This window comes from Arthrobacter flavus (assembly GCF_039526005.1).
GTDB lineage: Bacteria > Actinomycetota > Actinomycetes > Actinomycetales > Micrococcaceae > Arthrobacter_D > Arthrobacter_D flavus.
Window position 1 is genome coordinate 502,737 of record NZ_BAAAIJ010000047.1, and the last position, 14,210, is coordinate 516,946.

Here is a 14,210-nt window from a genome sequence, read left to right on the forward strand (position 1 = left end):
CAGCAGCTTCCATCAGTCTCACCCGCGCCTGCTCGTGAGCGTTAGGGTCTTAGGGCCCGTTCTGGGGTGTCATCGGGCGCGGCAAGGAGACGGCGGTGGTGCCGGAACAGGATTTCGATAGCTATTACGCCCAGAAGTGCGACGACGCCCGACGCCAGGAGATGGTTCCACCCGGGCACGGTGAAGTCGAAGAAGTCGCTGAGCAGGGGCACCGTCAGCACCAGGCCCAGCCCCACGAACATCGCTCCAATGATCAGCACCCGCCAGCGGTTCAGCGGACGTGACAGGACAACCAACACCCAGAGGGCGATCAACGCCAAGACCAGAGCGGCTGCGGTTCGTACCTCGGCGGTGGTGCCGGTGCCTGTCCACCGGGAGTAGGCGTTGATCGCGACGACGGCGAGCGCGATGATCAACCCTGCCGGTATGGCAAAGGACAGGGAGCGTTTCAAGAATCCGCTGCGATAACGGCGCGTGTTGGGCATCAGCGCCAGAAAGAACGCAGGAATTCCAATGGTGATTCCGTCAGTGGCCGACAGTTGCCGGGGCAGGAATGGGAAGTCCCAGAGCAGCGCTCCGAATGTTATCGAGAGAATGACCGCGTAGGCCGTCTTGGCCAGAAACAGCATCGATACGCGTTCGATATTGGCGATCACTCGGCGTCCCTCGGCGACGACGCCCGGGAGCCGGTCGAACCGACCGTCCAGCAGCACCAGTCGCGAGACGGCCTTCGTCGCTGCGGCGGCCGAGTCCATGGCGACACCAATGTCGGCTTCTTTCAAGGCGAGCGCGTCGTTGACCCCGTCGCCGGTCATTGCCACGACGTGCCCGCGCCGTTGCAGGGCCATGACCATGCCCTTCTTCTGGGCCGGCGTCACCCGGCCAAAGACCGTGTGGTGCTGCATTACTTCGGCCAGCTCCTCGGGGTCTTCGGGAAGCTCCCGGGCATCGAAGCCTCCGTCCGTAGCCACGCCCACCTCTCGGGCAACGGCAGCGACAGTTCGGGGGTCGTCTCCGGAGATGATCCTCAGCGAGACGCCCTGTTCCGTGAAGTAGGCGAGCGTCTGGGCGGCGTCTGACCGGACTTGCTCACGAAAGGTCAGGAGGGCCACCGGGGTGGGATCGGCTGGCAGCACAGCGTCATCGTCATTCTGGATCGACGGAGGGCTGGGCGCATAGGCCAGCACCAGGGTGCGCAGACCGGAGCCAGCAAGACGAGCGGCCGCGTCCAGTGCCTCTTGGGTGCTCTGGGTGCTCTGGGTGCTCGAGTCGAGCACGATCTCCGGGGCCCCGAGGAGCCACGTCCCGGCTGGTGGAACGCCGTCGGGAAAACTGACCGCACTCCACTTCCGCGCAGAGGAGAACGGTACCGTCGCGGCGGGCCTGAGCGAGCCGTCGTCGTCGAAGGCTTCAGCCAGACACCGGGCAGTGGCATTGGCGTTCGGGTCTGCCCCGAACCAGCCAAGAGCCTGTTTCCACCCCTCTTGGGGGACGACTCCAATGGTGTGAACCTCATCGAAAATGATCTTCCCCGCGGTCAACGTTCCTGTCTTGTCGAGGCACAGGACGTCCACGCGGGCCAGCCCCTCAACAGCCGCCAACTCCTGAATGAGCACGTTCTGCTGGGCCAGGCGCACGGCTCCGACGGCAAAGGCGACACTCGTCATGAGCACCAGGCCCAAGGGGATCATGGCAATAACGCTGGCGACGGCGCCCACTGCCCCTGTCCTCCAGGTGCCGGTGGTGATCGCCTGTTCCCATCCTCCCTGGCTCTGCATCTGACCGTTGACCACAATGGCCATCACGGGCAGCAGCGCGAGGGTGATCCATCGCAAGACCTGATTCAGGCCCTGCCGAATCTCTGAGTGGACCAGGGAGAAGCGTTTGGCTTCGGCGGTCAGACGGCTCGAAAAGGAGTCGGCGCCGACTCGGTTGACTATCGCCCATGCCTGCCCGCTCACCACGCTGGATCCGGACAACACCTCATCATCGATCACCTTGTCGACAGGTTCTGATTCTCCGGTCAGTAGAGACTCGTCGATCTCGAGACCTTCGGCCTCGAGGATCACCGCATCGGCCGGGATTTGATCCCCGGCGCGGAGTACCAGGATGTCGTCCTTGACGACGTCTCTGACGTCGAGGTCCTGGACCGTACTGTCCCTGAGGACCCTCGCCCGTGGGGCGTTCAGAACCGCAAGACGGTCAAGGGATTTCTTGGCCTTGAACTCCTGTATGACGCCGATGAGTGCGTTGCCGACTGCAGCGAACCCGAAGAGCGCATCCCGCCACTGTCCGAGGAAGAGGAGCAGCAGAAAGCTGCCGGCAACAATGGCGTTGAAGAGGGTCAGAACGTTGGCTCTGAAGATATCCCAGAGGCTTCGGCTCGATTGATCCGGGACGTTGTTGGTCAGTCCGGATTCGACACGGACAGCGACGTCGGCGGCTGAGAGCCCGGTCCGTTCGGCGGCCTGCGCCAGGTGCCTGGGGCCGGAATGGCCTTTGTCGCGGTGACCCAGTACGTCAGCTGCTCCCATGGGGTACCTCTCTTGTCAGCACAGCAGGATTGCAGCAGCTTCCTCCAGTGTGGACTATGACGGCTCAGCTGAGTAAGAGTCTTTGTACCCGTACTGAATGATAGAATGATCAAATCATCAAATAGTTGGAGTGAGTGCCAATGAACCAGAATTCTCGAACAGAGTTCGCCGACTTCCGCGCACCCCTCTACGAAGTGAAGGCGAATCTTTTCAAGGGACTCGCTCATCCGGTCCGGATCCGCGTCCTGGAACTCCTCTCCGCCGCGCCCGAGGTCTCAGTGTCGGAACTGTTGTCGGCGACAGGCTTAGAGGCCTCGCATCTCTCCCAGCACCTGTCGGTGCTGCGACGCTACCGACTCGTGAAGTCGGAGCGGCGCGGGCTTCAGCAGTTCTACACCCTTGCCGACCCCCTGGCGGCGGAACTGCTCGCGGTAGCACGTGGACTCCTGCAGAATGTGCTCAGTGCCACGAAGGAAGACCTGGAGTACTCGACAGACACCGGAGCCACGACGGTCAACCGGGACAGCAGATGAGAGTCCTCCCGACAGTCCGCGCGCTACTCCCCTCAGTGCGGGACTATGCGGAGCTGCCCCGAACCTGGCGGGGCGACCTCCTTGCTGGCCTGACGGTCGGGATTGTGGCGCTGCCGTTGGCGCTCGCGTTCGGGGTCAGTTCCGGCGCGGGCGCGGCGAGTGGTCTCATCACCGCGGTGGTAGCGGGTCTGGTGGCGGCAGTCTTCGGAGGATCCCACGTTCAGGTGTCCGGTCCTACCGGCGCGATGGTCGTGGTGCTGGGACCAGTCATCGCATCGCAGGGGATCGAGGCGCTGGCTTTGGTGAGCGTCCTTGCCGGGGTGATGGTGGTCGCTGCGGGGGTGTTGAAACTGGGACGCGTAGTCTCGTTCTTGCCGTGGCCCGTCATTGAGGGCTTCACCCTCGGCATCGCCATCATTATCTTCCTGCAGCAGGTGCCAGCCGCCATCGGTGAGGACGCGGGGCCAAGCAGCAATGCGGCCGTTTCAGCGCTCCAGGCCGCAGGCGCCGCCTCCACGACCGAGTTCCTGGCAGCCATTGTGCTCGTTGCGGTGGTGGCTCTCATCATGATCGGTGCGCCGCTGCTCCACCATCGCATTCCTGGCTCCATCATCGCCATCATTGTGGCCAGTGTGATGGCCGAGCTGCTGGCCATGCCGGTCGCGCGGATCGGAGCCCTCCCCGATTCGCTACCAGCACCCACGGTGCCGGGCTGGGACTGGGGACTGGTGATTGCACTGACCGGACCGGCAGCCACCATCGCCATCCTCGCGGCGATCGAGTCTCTGCTTTCCGCTCGGGTTGCCACCTCAATCTCGGACACTGGCTCCTACGACGCCGACCGTGAGCTTTTCGGGCAGGGCCTGGCATCGGTGGCGTCCGGGTTTTTCGGCGGTATGCCCGCCACCGGCGCAATTGCCCGCACAGCCGTGAACATCCGCTCGGGAGGGCGCACCCGGTTCGCGGCAATCACCCACGCCTTCGTTTTGCTCTTTGTGGTCTACCTCGCAACCGGCCCCGTTGCCCGCATTCCCCTGGCGGCTCTCGCTGGAGTACTGATGGTGACGGCCGTCCGGATGGTCTCGCTCTCTACCCTGCGCAGTGTGGTGGGCTCAACCCGCGGAGACACGGTGGTCTTGATCGTGACAGCAGCCGTCACGGTTTCCTTCGACCTGATCCAGGCGGTGGGAATCGGCGTGCTGGTGGCCGCCTTCTTCGCCCTACGCGCCCTGGTGAAGTCCGGCGGGGTGCACCGGGAGGAAATCTCCGGTCCCGCCCAGGACGGCGACTCAAGGATCGCCGTCTACCGGATCGAGGGAGCTCTCTTCTTTGCGGCTGCGGAACGGGTTCTGGAGCGGGTCAGCGACATCGAAAACGTTGAAGTGGTGATCATCCGAATGTCTCAACTGCAGTCGTTGGATGCGACCGGGGCAAGGGTGATCGCGGATCTAGTCAACACGCTGGAGCGCCGCGGCATCACGGTTCTGGTCAAGGGAGTTCAGGATCGTCATCTGCGACTCATCACCAGGGTTGGCGTACTGGAATCTCTGCGTCACCACAACCACCTCTTCACTGCCCTGGAACCGGCAGTGGAACATGCCCGCAGCCACGTCGCCCGAAACCGGGAGGCGCCGGCCACCACTTCCTGATGTGGCGTCCCGTAGGATCGAAGGCCGGGACCAAAGTCTCTGGCTCTGGCCGACCTGCCACTTCATAGTGGGAGGACAACAAAAGGGGCAGCCATGGAAGACACGTACATCGTCGTCGGAGTCGACGGCTCACCGTCGTCGGTTCTCGCATTGCAGTGGGCGGCGCGGCTTGTGCCAACCGTCGCCACCTCGATCCGGGCCATCGCCGCCTGGCAGGTGCCCTTCACCTACTACGAATTCCCGGTCTCCGGGTGGGATCCAAAGAGCGTTGCCAAAACCATCGTGTCCAATGCGTTGGACACGGCGTTCGACGGTGAACCGCCCACGTATGTCACCGCGCTGACCCGGCAGGGCCCACCAGCCGGAGTGCTGATTGATGAGAGTCGTGCCGCTCAGATGCTGATCGTCGGAAGCCGGGGACACGGCGGATTTGTCGGACTGCTTCTGGGGTCAGTGAGTTCCGCTGTCGCCGAGCATGCCTCCTGTCCGGTGCTGATCGCCCACGGCCCTGAAACACCACCCTCCTCAAGAAAGTAGTAATGAATGAAGAACAGCATCGTTGTTGGCTACGACGGTTCAGCTCAGTCCCGCTCCGCACTCGAGTGGGCGGTGGAGCAGGCGATGCTGGAACACTGCACCCTCCATCTGGTGCACTGCTGGATCTGGCCCCTGTTCACTGACGATCTGGGACCGGTCGAGGGTGTAGCTAACAGCGGATTGAGGCATGCGGCGGAGGCGATCGTTGCAGAGGGGGAAGCCGAAGCGCGACGTCTCGCTCCAGAGCTGGACCTGAAGTCGAGTCTCATCTCCGGGGTTTCATCGGCAATCCTGGATCGGATGTCACGCAACGCCCACCTGGTGGTGCTCGGAAGCCGCGGACTGGGTGGATTCATGGGGCTGCTGGTCGGTTCGGTCAGCCTCAAACTCGCTAACACGGCGTCCTGTCCTGTGGTGGTGGTACGTGAGCACACCGAGGCAACCGGATCAGTGCTGGTGGGCCTTGATGGCTCCCCGAAGAGCGATACCGCGCTGGACGACGCCATCGCCCTCGCTGCGCTATGGAACGCTCCGCTTAAGCTCATCCACGTGCGCGACGACATCCGGCTGTTCGGGCGGAACCGCTCCGACCTCGATTCGGATGTCAAAGCCACGCAGATCCTTGCTGCCGCCGAGCTCCGAGCCCGCACCGCCGCCCCGGGCGTGGAAATCGAATCCGTATTGAAGACTGGCAATTCGGTGGCCGGCACCATCCTGGAAGCGGCCGAGTCCGCCCGGATCGTGGTGGTAGGCGAGACGGGGCAGGGCAATTTCCTGGGTGCTATGGGGTCAACAGCCCAAGCCATTCTTCATCATGCCAAGGGGAACATTCTGATCTCCCGGCGCCCCCGAACCTAGAACATCCAGAGCTGGCCCCACCCAGCTAGGAACCACCCGTCCACTGCCAGTTCCTGACCTCCGGCAGATCCTCACCAGCCCTCCTGATGTACTGATGGTGCTGGATCAACTTGTCCTTCAGCTCTTCGCGGACATGGGAGGAAACATCCCGGAGCCGGGGCACCCGGTCGATGACGTCGATGGCCAGATTGAACCGGTCAATCTGGTTCATCACGCACATGTCGAACGGCGTGGTCGTGGTGCCCTCTTCTTTGTACCCGCGCACGTGGAAGTTGTTGTGGTTTGTGTGCCGGTAGGTCAGCCGATGGATCAGCCACGGGTAGCCGTGGTAGGCGAAGATGACGGGTTTGTCCTGGGTGAACACAGCATCGAACTCCACGCTGGAGAGCCCGTGCGGATGGCTGCCCTGGTCCTGGAGCCGCATCAGGTCCACCACGTTGACTACCCTGATCCGCAGGTCCGGGAAATGGTGTTGCAGGATTTCGACGGCGGCAAGGGTCTCCATGGTGGGCACGTCGCCGGCGCAACCCATGACGACGTCGGGCTCCTGCCCTGCGTCGGAACTCGCCCACTCCCAGATACCAACGCCCTTGATGCAGTGCTGGATTGCTGACTCCATGTCCAGATACTGCAGTTGGGGCTGCTTGCCTGCCACGATGATGTTCACGTACTGGCGGCTGCGCAGGCAGTGGTCGGCGACTGACAGCAGCGTGTTGGCGTCCGGCGGGAGGTACACGCGGATCACGTCGGCTTTCTTGTTGACCGCATGGTCGATGAAGCCGGGGTCCTGGTGCGAGAAACCGTTGTGGTCCTGACGCCAGACGTGGGACGTCAGCAGGTAATTCAACGAGGCGACGGGCCGGCGCCACGGGATGTCGTTGGTGGTGCTCAGCCATTTGGCGTGCTGGTTGAACATCGAATCGACCACGTGGATGAACGCCTCGTAGCAGGAGAAGAAACCATGCCTGCCGGAGAGGAGATACCCTTCCAGCCAGCCCTGGCACGTGTGCTCGGACAGGATCTCCATGACCCTCCCGTCCCTCGCGAGATGATCATCACCGGGGATTACGTTGGCGTTCCAGGCCCTGTCCGTTGCTTCGAGCACATTGTCTAGCCGGTTGGAGTTGTTTTCGTCTGGGGCGAAGACCCGGAAGGACTTCATGTTCCCGGTCATGACGTCCCGGAGGAAGGTGCCGAGCACCCTCGTCGATTCGACGGCCCCGGTTCCCGGAGATCCAATGGAAACCGCGTAGTCCTGGAAGTCTGGCATCTGCAGGTCCCGGAGCAGAATCCCCCCGTTGGCGTGGGGGTTGGCGCTCATCCGTCGCGAGCCTGCCGGGTGGAGGCCGCGGATGGCGGGAACCGGGACGCCGTCGTCGTCGAACAGTTCCTCCGGCCGGTAGCTCCGCAGCCACTTCTCCAGGATCTCGCGGTGCCCTGCGTTCTCGCGGGCGCCGCTGAAGGGCACCTGGTGCGCGCGCCAGGTGCCTTCCACCTTGACGCCGTCGACGTCGGCGGGCCCGGTCCAGCCCTTCGGCGAGCGCAGCACGATCATGGGCCACAGCGGCCGCTCGGTCTCTCCCTCGGTGCGTGCCCGGCTCTGAATGTCCCGGATCTCATCGAGGCAGGTATCCAGCACGCGGGCGAAGTCCTGGTGCATCTGTTCCGGGTCGGAGCCTTCCACGTAGTACGGGGTGTGCCCGTAACCGCGTAGCAGGCCGTCCAGTTCTGCATGGCTGATCCTGGCCAGGACCGTGGGGTTGGCAATCTTGTAGCCGTTCAGATGCAGGATGGGCAGCACCGCCCCATCCCGTCGGGGATCGACAAACTTGTTGGAGTGCCAGCTGGCCGCGAGCGGGCCGGTCTCCGCTTCTCCGTCGCCGATGATCGCCGCGACGGTCAGATCCGGGTTATCGAATGCGGCCCCGTAGGCGTGGGACAGGGCGTACCCCAGCTCGCCGCCCTCGTGGATTGAGCCAGGAGTTTCCGGTGCCACGTGGCTGGGGATGCCGCCAGGGAAGGAGAACTGGTGGAAGAGGCGCCGCATCCCGGCTCCATCCCAGGAAATATCAGGGTACGTTTCGCTGTACGTCCCCTCCAGCCAGGCCGACCCGACCGCCGCCGGACCACCGTGGCCGGGTCCCATGATGTAAATCATGTCCAGATCGCGGGCCATGATGGCCCGGTTCAGGTGAGCGTAAATGAAGTTCAGACCCGGGGTGGTCCCCCAGTGACCGAGCAACCGGGGCTTGATGTGTTCGGGCTGGAGTGGTTCCCGCAGGAGCGGGTTGTCCATCAGGTAAATCTGTCCCACCGAAAGATAGTTGGCTGCACGCCACCAGGCGTGGATGTTCGATAATTGGGCAGGACTCAATACCGGCTGCTGGCTCATGAATTCAAGCCTGCGCCTTCGAACGGCACCTGATCCAGTGCCGAAAGGCCCTTATCCGCCGGTAGTCGCTGAGGCTACGGTGGGCAGATGGATACCAAACACAGAGGCAAGAAGTGCCGGAAATGGAGCGACCTCACCACCCGGCAGCAGACTGTCACCCTAGTGCTGGGTTCTATCCAGCTTTCACTCGCGGCCACCGCGTGGGCTGACCTGGCCAAACGACCTGCTGCTCAGGTCAACGGGCCAAAGCTGGTGTGGACCGCGATCATCGCGATCAACTTCATCGGCCCGGTCCTCTACTTCGTCAAGGGAATCCGCCGCTAGTCCGCGTAGGTGGTAAATGTGAACACCCTGGACACCGACGGTCGGCGACTGCGTAAAAGTACCCCCCGATCAAGCCACGGAGCATGGCGCCCATCCCCTGACCGGCCGAACCCGCTGGAGGTTCTTCATGCTCAGGAACAGGGCCGGGTCGCGGAACTCATTCCACTGCGAAATGAGCGAATGGGAGAGTCCCCCTTTGCCTTCTTCCGCGGGGCGGCAGCCGTCATGGCCGCGGACCTCGTCGATACCCCTCACACGGGGCTCAACGTTCAGCTCTGCGGGGACGCCCATATCGGAAACTTCGGTGTTTTCGCCTCATTGGAACGACGACTGATCTTCGATATCAACGACTTCGACGAGACGCTGCCGGGGCCTTGGGAATGGGATCTCAAGAGGTTGGTGGCTAGTGTCGAGATCGCTGCGAGAAACCGCGGCTTCCCCAAAGAGCAGCGTCTGACCGCAGTACTCGGCGCTGCCAGGACCTACAGGGAAGCAATGGGATCCTTCGCCGCCATGACGCCGCTGGAGGTTTGGTACCAATTGTTCGATGTCGCGTCCATGCTGCCAGAAATCCGAAGGAGCCTCAGTTCTCAGCAGTTCAGGGATGTTCAACACGAGATCAACCGCGCTCTCAGCAAGACCAGTACAAAGGCCGCCCGGAAATTGACCCACCTTGTCCACGGGCAGCCGAGGATCATCAGCGATCCGCCTCTGGTGGTACCTCTGACCGAGTTGGTGCCCGGCGTCGAAGCCGAGTTGTTAGCCGAAGGAATCGGCGAAGTGATTGCCAGCTACCGGCTCACCCTTCCCCGCGACCGGCAGTTCCTGCTGAGGCACTACCAGTTCAAGGACGTTGCTCGGAAGGTGGTTGGTGTGGGCAGTGTCGGGACGCGCAGCTGGATAGTACTGCTGGTGGGACGAGAACATGGTGATCCACTTGTACTGCAGCTGAAGCAGGCCACTCCCGCTGTATTGGAGGCCTTCCTCGGCCCAAGTACTTACCAGAACCATGGTGAGCGAGTGATCGAGGGGCAACGACTCATTCAGGCGTCGGGTGATGTGTTGCTCGGATGGTTACGCACCAAGGGTCTGGATGGGGTCGACCGGGACTTTTACGTGCGTCAGCTCTGGGATTGGAAATCCTCCACCGATCTCGGGAGGGTCTCGGGGCCGGGGCTCGCCGCCCACTCCCGTCTGTGCGCATGGACGCTCGCCCGAGCCCATGCCCGCACTGGAAACCCGCAAGCCATAGCCTCCTATTTGGGAACTGGTGGGGTTTTCGACCGGGACCTTGCCGCATTTGCAGCGGCATATGCTGACCAGAACGAGGCTGACTTCGCTGCCTTCACCGGAACCCGGTCCAGCGCGACATCGTCATCACCGGTCTGATCCCAGCCGGGCGGACCAAAGACCCTACTGGCGGCGGCGACATTGACTTACGCTGAGCGATCAGATGGTTTTGATCGCAACACATCCACCGCAGAGGGAGCCCCACCCATGACCTCAATGACCCATAACGACGAATTCTGGGACACCCCCGGCCTTTTGCGCGCGTCCGAGCAGCTGAACGCCGACGAATGCTGGGCCCTGATGGCGGGGCAGACATCCGGGCGGATCGGATTCCTGCACGACGGGTTAGTCACCATTTTTCCTTTGAACTGCATCATTCATGACCGTGCTGTGTACTTCCGTACCGCCGAGGAGGGTGTCATTGCCACCAGCCACCTGGAGCGGGCAGCATTCCAACTGGACCACATCGACACTGCCACGCGCAGCGGATGGACCATCCTGGTCAACGGCACACTGGAACGCGTCGACAATCCGGAGCTGCTGACAGCCCTGTGGGGTAGACGCGCTGACGAGCCCTGGGCACCCGGCCAACGAAACGTGTTCTTCGGCATCACCGTGGAAAAAATCAGTGGGCGACGGGTCCACCCGGCCCACTAGTTAGTCAGCGAGCTGGTCGCTGCTGCTACGGTCGTACGACGAATCGCTCGTTTTAGACCCTGGGGGACCCATGGAAGCACTGTCAATCCTCGTGCCACTAATTGCCTTTATCGTTCCTGTCGGGATCGGTGCGTTTGTCCTCTACTGGATCATCCGTCTGGGAGTGAAGCACGGTCTGGGCTCGTATTACCGTGAAGTCGGTCCGGGACAGCGCACCCGCTAGCCAGCAGGCCTCTCGGGGTCCAGCAACTGCGCCAGATGGATACCCCGGCGGTCACTCAGATCCTCCAGCTGGGTCCGGCAGGAGTACCCGTCGGCCAACACGACGGCGTCGTCCGCTGAGGCCCGGACGGCCGGGAGGAGCTGCTGCTCCGCCACAGCCACCGACATGTCGTAGTGCCCGCGCTCAACGCCGAAGTTCCCGGCGAGCCCGCAGCACCCGCCAAGTTTCTGCAGCGTGGCACCGGCACCCTCCAGAAGGGCCGCATCGGGGCTCCAACCCATCACCGCGTGGTGGTGGCAATGCGGCTGCGCAACAACAGTGGTTCCCTCCAGTGACGGTGGGGTGTAGCCGGGTACCTTCGCGAGGAACTCGGCGAGGGTGTGGGTGGCTGCTGCCACCCGACCGGCCGTCGCCTGCCCGAGTAACTCGACGGCGTCGGACCTCAACACCCCCGTACAGGACGGTTCCAGGCCAACAATCGGGATGCCCTGGTCCACCGACTCCCCCAGCACCGTGACGCTGGAGCGCAGGATCTTCCGGGCGGCATCGAGCTGGCCGGTGGAGATCCAGGTGAGACCGCAACAGACCGGCGCGTCGGGGATCAGCACCTCATAGCCGGCGGCTTCCAGCACCCGCACCGCCGCCTGGCCCACATCGGGCGAGAAGTTGTTGGTAAACGAATCCGCCCAGAGCAGCACCTGCGGCCGATTCTCGCCGCCATTGCCACCGGCACCGGTGCTCGCCCGGACGCTGGACCGTGCGGTGAACCAGGAGTGGAAGGTCTGCGGGGCGAACGCGGGGATGGAGCGCCGCTGGTCGACGCCGGCCAGCCGGAGGCCCAACTGACGAACGCCGGGCAACCGGACCAGGGCGTTCACCAACTGGGGTGCGACAGCGGCTAGCTTCGCCCAGCGCGGTAGCCAGCCCAGCGAGTAGTGCGACGCCGGTCGGATCCTGCCCTTGTGGCTCTGGTGCAGTACCTCGGCCTTGTAGGCAGCCATATCGATGCCGGTGGGGCAATCCGAGGCGCACCCCTTGCAGGACAGGCAGAGGTCGAGGGCTTCGTGCACTTCGGGTGCCCGCCAGTTCGGTGTACCGCCAGTAGTGCCGCCGGTGACCGATCCGTTGATCATTTCCTGCAGCACCCGGGCCCGGCCGCGGGTGGAGTCCTTTTCCTCACGGGTGGCCAGGTAGGACGGACACATCACCGAACTGTTGTCCGCGTGGGACGCCCGACACAGCCCCACACCGGTGCAGCGGTGGACCGCCTGGCTGAAGTCGCCGTCGTCGTGCAGATAGCCGAAGCCCAGCCTGGACCGGAGCGGACCGGCCTCGGCCACCCGGACGTTCGCGTCCAGCGGCTCGGGGTTCACGAGGATGCCGGGATTGAGGATGTTGTCCGGGTCGAGGATGCCTTTGACCTTCCCGAACAGGGATATGGCCGCCGGGGAGTACATGTAGGGCAGGAGTTCGCTGCGGGCGCGGCCGTCGCCGTGTTCACCGGAGAGGGAGCCGCCGTAACGCGCCACCAGTTTCGCGGCGTCGGTGAGGAAGGCGCGGAAGACGGTCGTGCCTTCGTGCCCCAGGGGGAAGTCGAGGCGGATGTGGACGCAGCCGTCGCCGAAGTGGCCGAAGGGGAAACCGGTCAGCTGGTGGGTGAGCAGCAGGTCGTCGAAGTCGCGGAGGTAGTCGCCCAACCGTTCCGGCGGCACGGCGGCATCTTCCCAGCCGGCGTGGGCTGGTGCTCCTGCCGGTGATCGGCCTGCGAGTCCGCCACCGTCCTCGCGGATCCGCCAGAGCGCGAGCGCTTCGCGCGGGTCGGTGATGATCCGGGCATGCCTGGCCTGCGCGATGGCGCTGAGGCGCCCGGCGCGATCAGCGACGTCGATGGCGTCGTCGCCAGAGATTTCGACGAACAGCCAGGCCGCCCCGCCCGGCAGTTCCGGCACTGCCTGCGGTCCCTTCCGGGTGCGGACCACCTCGACGATGCGCGAGTCCAGGCCCTCGCAGGCGGTGGGACTAAACGGCAGGACGCTGGTGACGGCGTCGCCGGCGTCGCCAATGGTTTCGAACCCGAGCACCACCATGGTCTTGTGCGGTGCATCGGCGACGAGCCGCACCCCGGCTTCGAGCACGACGGCGAGGGTGCCTTCACTGCCGACCAGGGCCCGACGCAGGTCGAAGCCGCGTTCCGGTAGCAGGTGTTCGAGGGAGTAGCCGGAGACCTGTCGGCCAAAGCGGCCGAGTTCGGTCCGGATGGTGCCGAGTTCAGCGCCCACCAGCGACCGGAGTGCGTCGGTTTCCGGCGACGACGGCGTGCCGTCAGCGCCGAGGTAGAGCCGGGAGCCCGAACCGGTGACGACGTCGAGGTGGGTCACGTTGTCGGCGGTGCGCCCGTAGGCGAGCGCCCGCGATCCGCAGGCGTTGTTGCCGATCATTCCGCCGACGGTGCAACGGGTGTGGGTGGACGGGTCGGGCCCGAAGCGCAGGCCATGCGTCAGGGCAACCTTCTGCAGGGTGGCGTGCACGGCACCCGGTTCGACGATGGCAGTGCGGGCTTCGGCGTCGAAGCCCAGCACGCGGTTCAGGTGGCGGCTGAAGTCGATCACCACGCCGGCGCCGATGGAGTTCCCAGCGAGTGAGGTGCCGGCGCCGCGGGAGGTGAAGGGGATACCGCGTTCCCGGCAGACCTCCAGGGTGGCCAGCACCTCATCAAGGTGGCGGGGGAAGACGACGGCGGTGGGCTGCACCCGGTAGAGGGACGCATCGGAGGAGTAGGTGGCCCGTGACGTCGGATCCACCCGTACGTCGGGGACGCCCCGGGACTGGAGTTCGGAAACCAGGGAGGTGGGTGCTGTGAGCATCGTCGCCATGAGTAACATGTTACTCACCGTGTCCAGCCCTTCCCTCCATGAAGCATTGTGGAACTCACGATGGGAACGTAGCGTGAAGCGCATGGAGTATCTACGGCATGTGACCTCCCTACTATTCATCCTGTCCTTCTGGCCCATGATGGCCGGGACTGTTCAGCTACCCTTGGCTCTCTGCTTCCCCTTGGCCGCGGTTCTCCTCACCCTGATCAACGAACTCATCATCCGGCGGCGTCACAAAGCGGACGAGGCGTTCATCGGCGAGTTCAGCCCCAATCCCGCTTTAGCTCACGCCTACCGCGAGGATTTCTAGCCGGCTTTCCGCCCGGCACGCTCCGTGGAC

Annotated in this window: 12 protein-coding genes; 9 read left to right on the plus strand and 3 right to left on the minus strand. The window is 64.0% G+C overall.

Features of this window, described 5'->3' with window-relative positions; all coding sequences use genetic code 11:
- Window positions 1-41 precede the first annotated feature (41 nt).
- On the minus strand, window positions 42-2,534 hold the full coding sequence (locus ABD059_RS12490) for an HAD-IC family P-type ATPase (RefSeq protein WP_343880487.1): 2,493 nt from the start codon (window positions 2,532-2,534) through the stop codon (window positions 42-44).
- 140 nt (window positions 2,535-2,674) lie between these two features.
- Between ABD059_RS12490 and ABD059_RS12495 the strand changes: the two genes are divergently transcribed.
- The 4 genes from ABD059_RS12495 to ABD059_RS12510 all read left to right on the plus strand — a co-directional run bounded on the left by ABD059_RS12495 (window position 2,675) and on the right by ABD059_RS12510 (window position 6,111).
- Window positions 2,675-3,067, plus strand: coding sequence for an ArsR/SmtB family transcription factor (locus tag ABD059_RS12495; RefSeq protein ID WP_343880489.1), 393 nt, complete (start codon window positions 2,675-2,677; stop codon window positions 3,065-3,067).
- On the plus strand, window positions 3,064-4,716 hold the full coding sequence (locus ABD059_RS12500) for a SulP family inorganic anion transporter (RefSeq protein WP_343880492.1): 1,653 nt from the start codon (window positions 3,064-3,066) through the stop codon (window positions 4,714-4,716). Before ABD059_RS12495 ends, ABD059_RS12500 begins: the two co-directional genes overlap by 4 nt.
- A gap of 93 nt (window positions 4,717-4,809) precedes the next feature.
- Entirely contained in the window at window positions 4,810-5,253 is a 444-nt protein-coding gene (locus tag ABD059_RS12505) for a universal stress protein (RefSeq protein ID WP_343880494.1), read from the plus strand.
- 6 nt (window positions 5,254-5,259) lie between these two features.
- Complete coding sequence (locus ABD059_RS12510; protein WP_343880496.1) at window positions 5,260-6,111, plus strand: universal stress protein; 852 nt, start codon at window positions 5,260-5,262, stop codon at window positions 6,109-6,111.
- 25 nt (window positions 6,112-6,136) lie between these two features.
- Here the strand turns inward: ABD059_RS12510 and ABD059_RS12515 are convergent, their stop codons facing one another.
- Complete coding sequence (locus ABD059_RS12515; RefSeq protein ID WP_343880498.1) at window positions 6,137-8,503, minus strand: phosphoketolase family protein; 2,367 nt, start codon at window positions 8,501-8,503, stop codon at window positions 6,137-6,139.
- Between the two features lie 87 nt (window positions 8,504-8,590).
- On the opposite strand from ABD059_RS12515, the gene ABD059_RS12520 reads away from it, so the two are divergent.
- The 4 genes from ABD059_RS12520 (at window position 8,591) to ABD059_RS12535 (ending at window position 10,997) form a co-directional block, all read left to right on the plus strand.
- Window positions 8,591-8,827 carry a PLDc N-terminal domain-containing protein gene (locus tag ABD059_RS12520; protein ID WP_343880500.1) on the plus strand — a complete coding sequence of 79 codons (237 nt, stop codon included), beginning with the start codon at window positions 8,591-8,593 and terminating at the stop codon, window positions 8,825-8,827.
- An 18-nt stretch (window positions 8,828-8,845) separates the two neighbouring features.
- On the plus strand, window positions 8,846-10,216 hold the full coding sequence (locus ABD059_RS12525; protein ID WP_343880502.1) for a DUF2252 domain-containing protein: 1,371 nt from the start codon (window positions 8,846-8,848) through the stop codon (window positions 10,214-10,216).
- Between the two features lie 108 nt (window positions 10,217-10,324).
- Window positions 10,325-10,774, plus strand: coding sequence for a pyridoxamine 5'-phosphate oxidase family protein (locus ABD059_RS12530; RefSeq protein ID WP_343880504.1), 450 nt, complete (start codon window positions 10,325-10,327; stop codon window positions 10,772-10,774).
- Window positions 10,775-10,844: 70 nt separating this feature from the next.
- Window positions 10,845-10,997 (plus strand): hypothetical protein, encoded by a 153-nt coding sequence (locus ABD059_RS12535; protein WP_343880506.1) that lies wholly within the window; start codon window positions 10,845-10,847, stop codon window positions 10,995-10,997.
- Here the strand turns inward: ABD059_RS12535 and ABD059_RS12540 are convergent.
- Window positions 10,994-13,870 (minus strand): FAD-binding and (Fe-S)-binding domain-containing protein, encoded by a 2,877-nt coding sequence (locus tag ABD059_RS12540; protein WP_343880508.1) that lies wholly within the window; start codon window positions 13,868-13,870, stop codon window positions 10,994-10,996. The two genes, ABD059_RS12535 and ABD059_RS12540, sit on opposite strands and share 4 nt — an antisense overlap.
- Here ABD059_RS12540 and ABD059_RS12545 point away from each other — a divergent pair.
- A complete protein-coding gene (locus tag ABD059_RS12545; protein WP_343880510.1) occupies window positions 13,869-14,180 on the plus strand; it encodes a hypothetical protein in 312 nt (103 codons plus the stop codon). The genes ABD059_RS12540 and ABD059_RS12545 overlap by 2 nt on opposite strands.
- Window positions 14,181-14,210 lie beyond the last annotated feature (30 nt).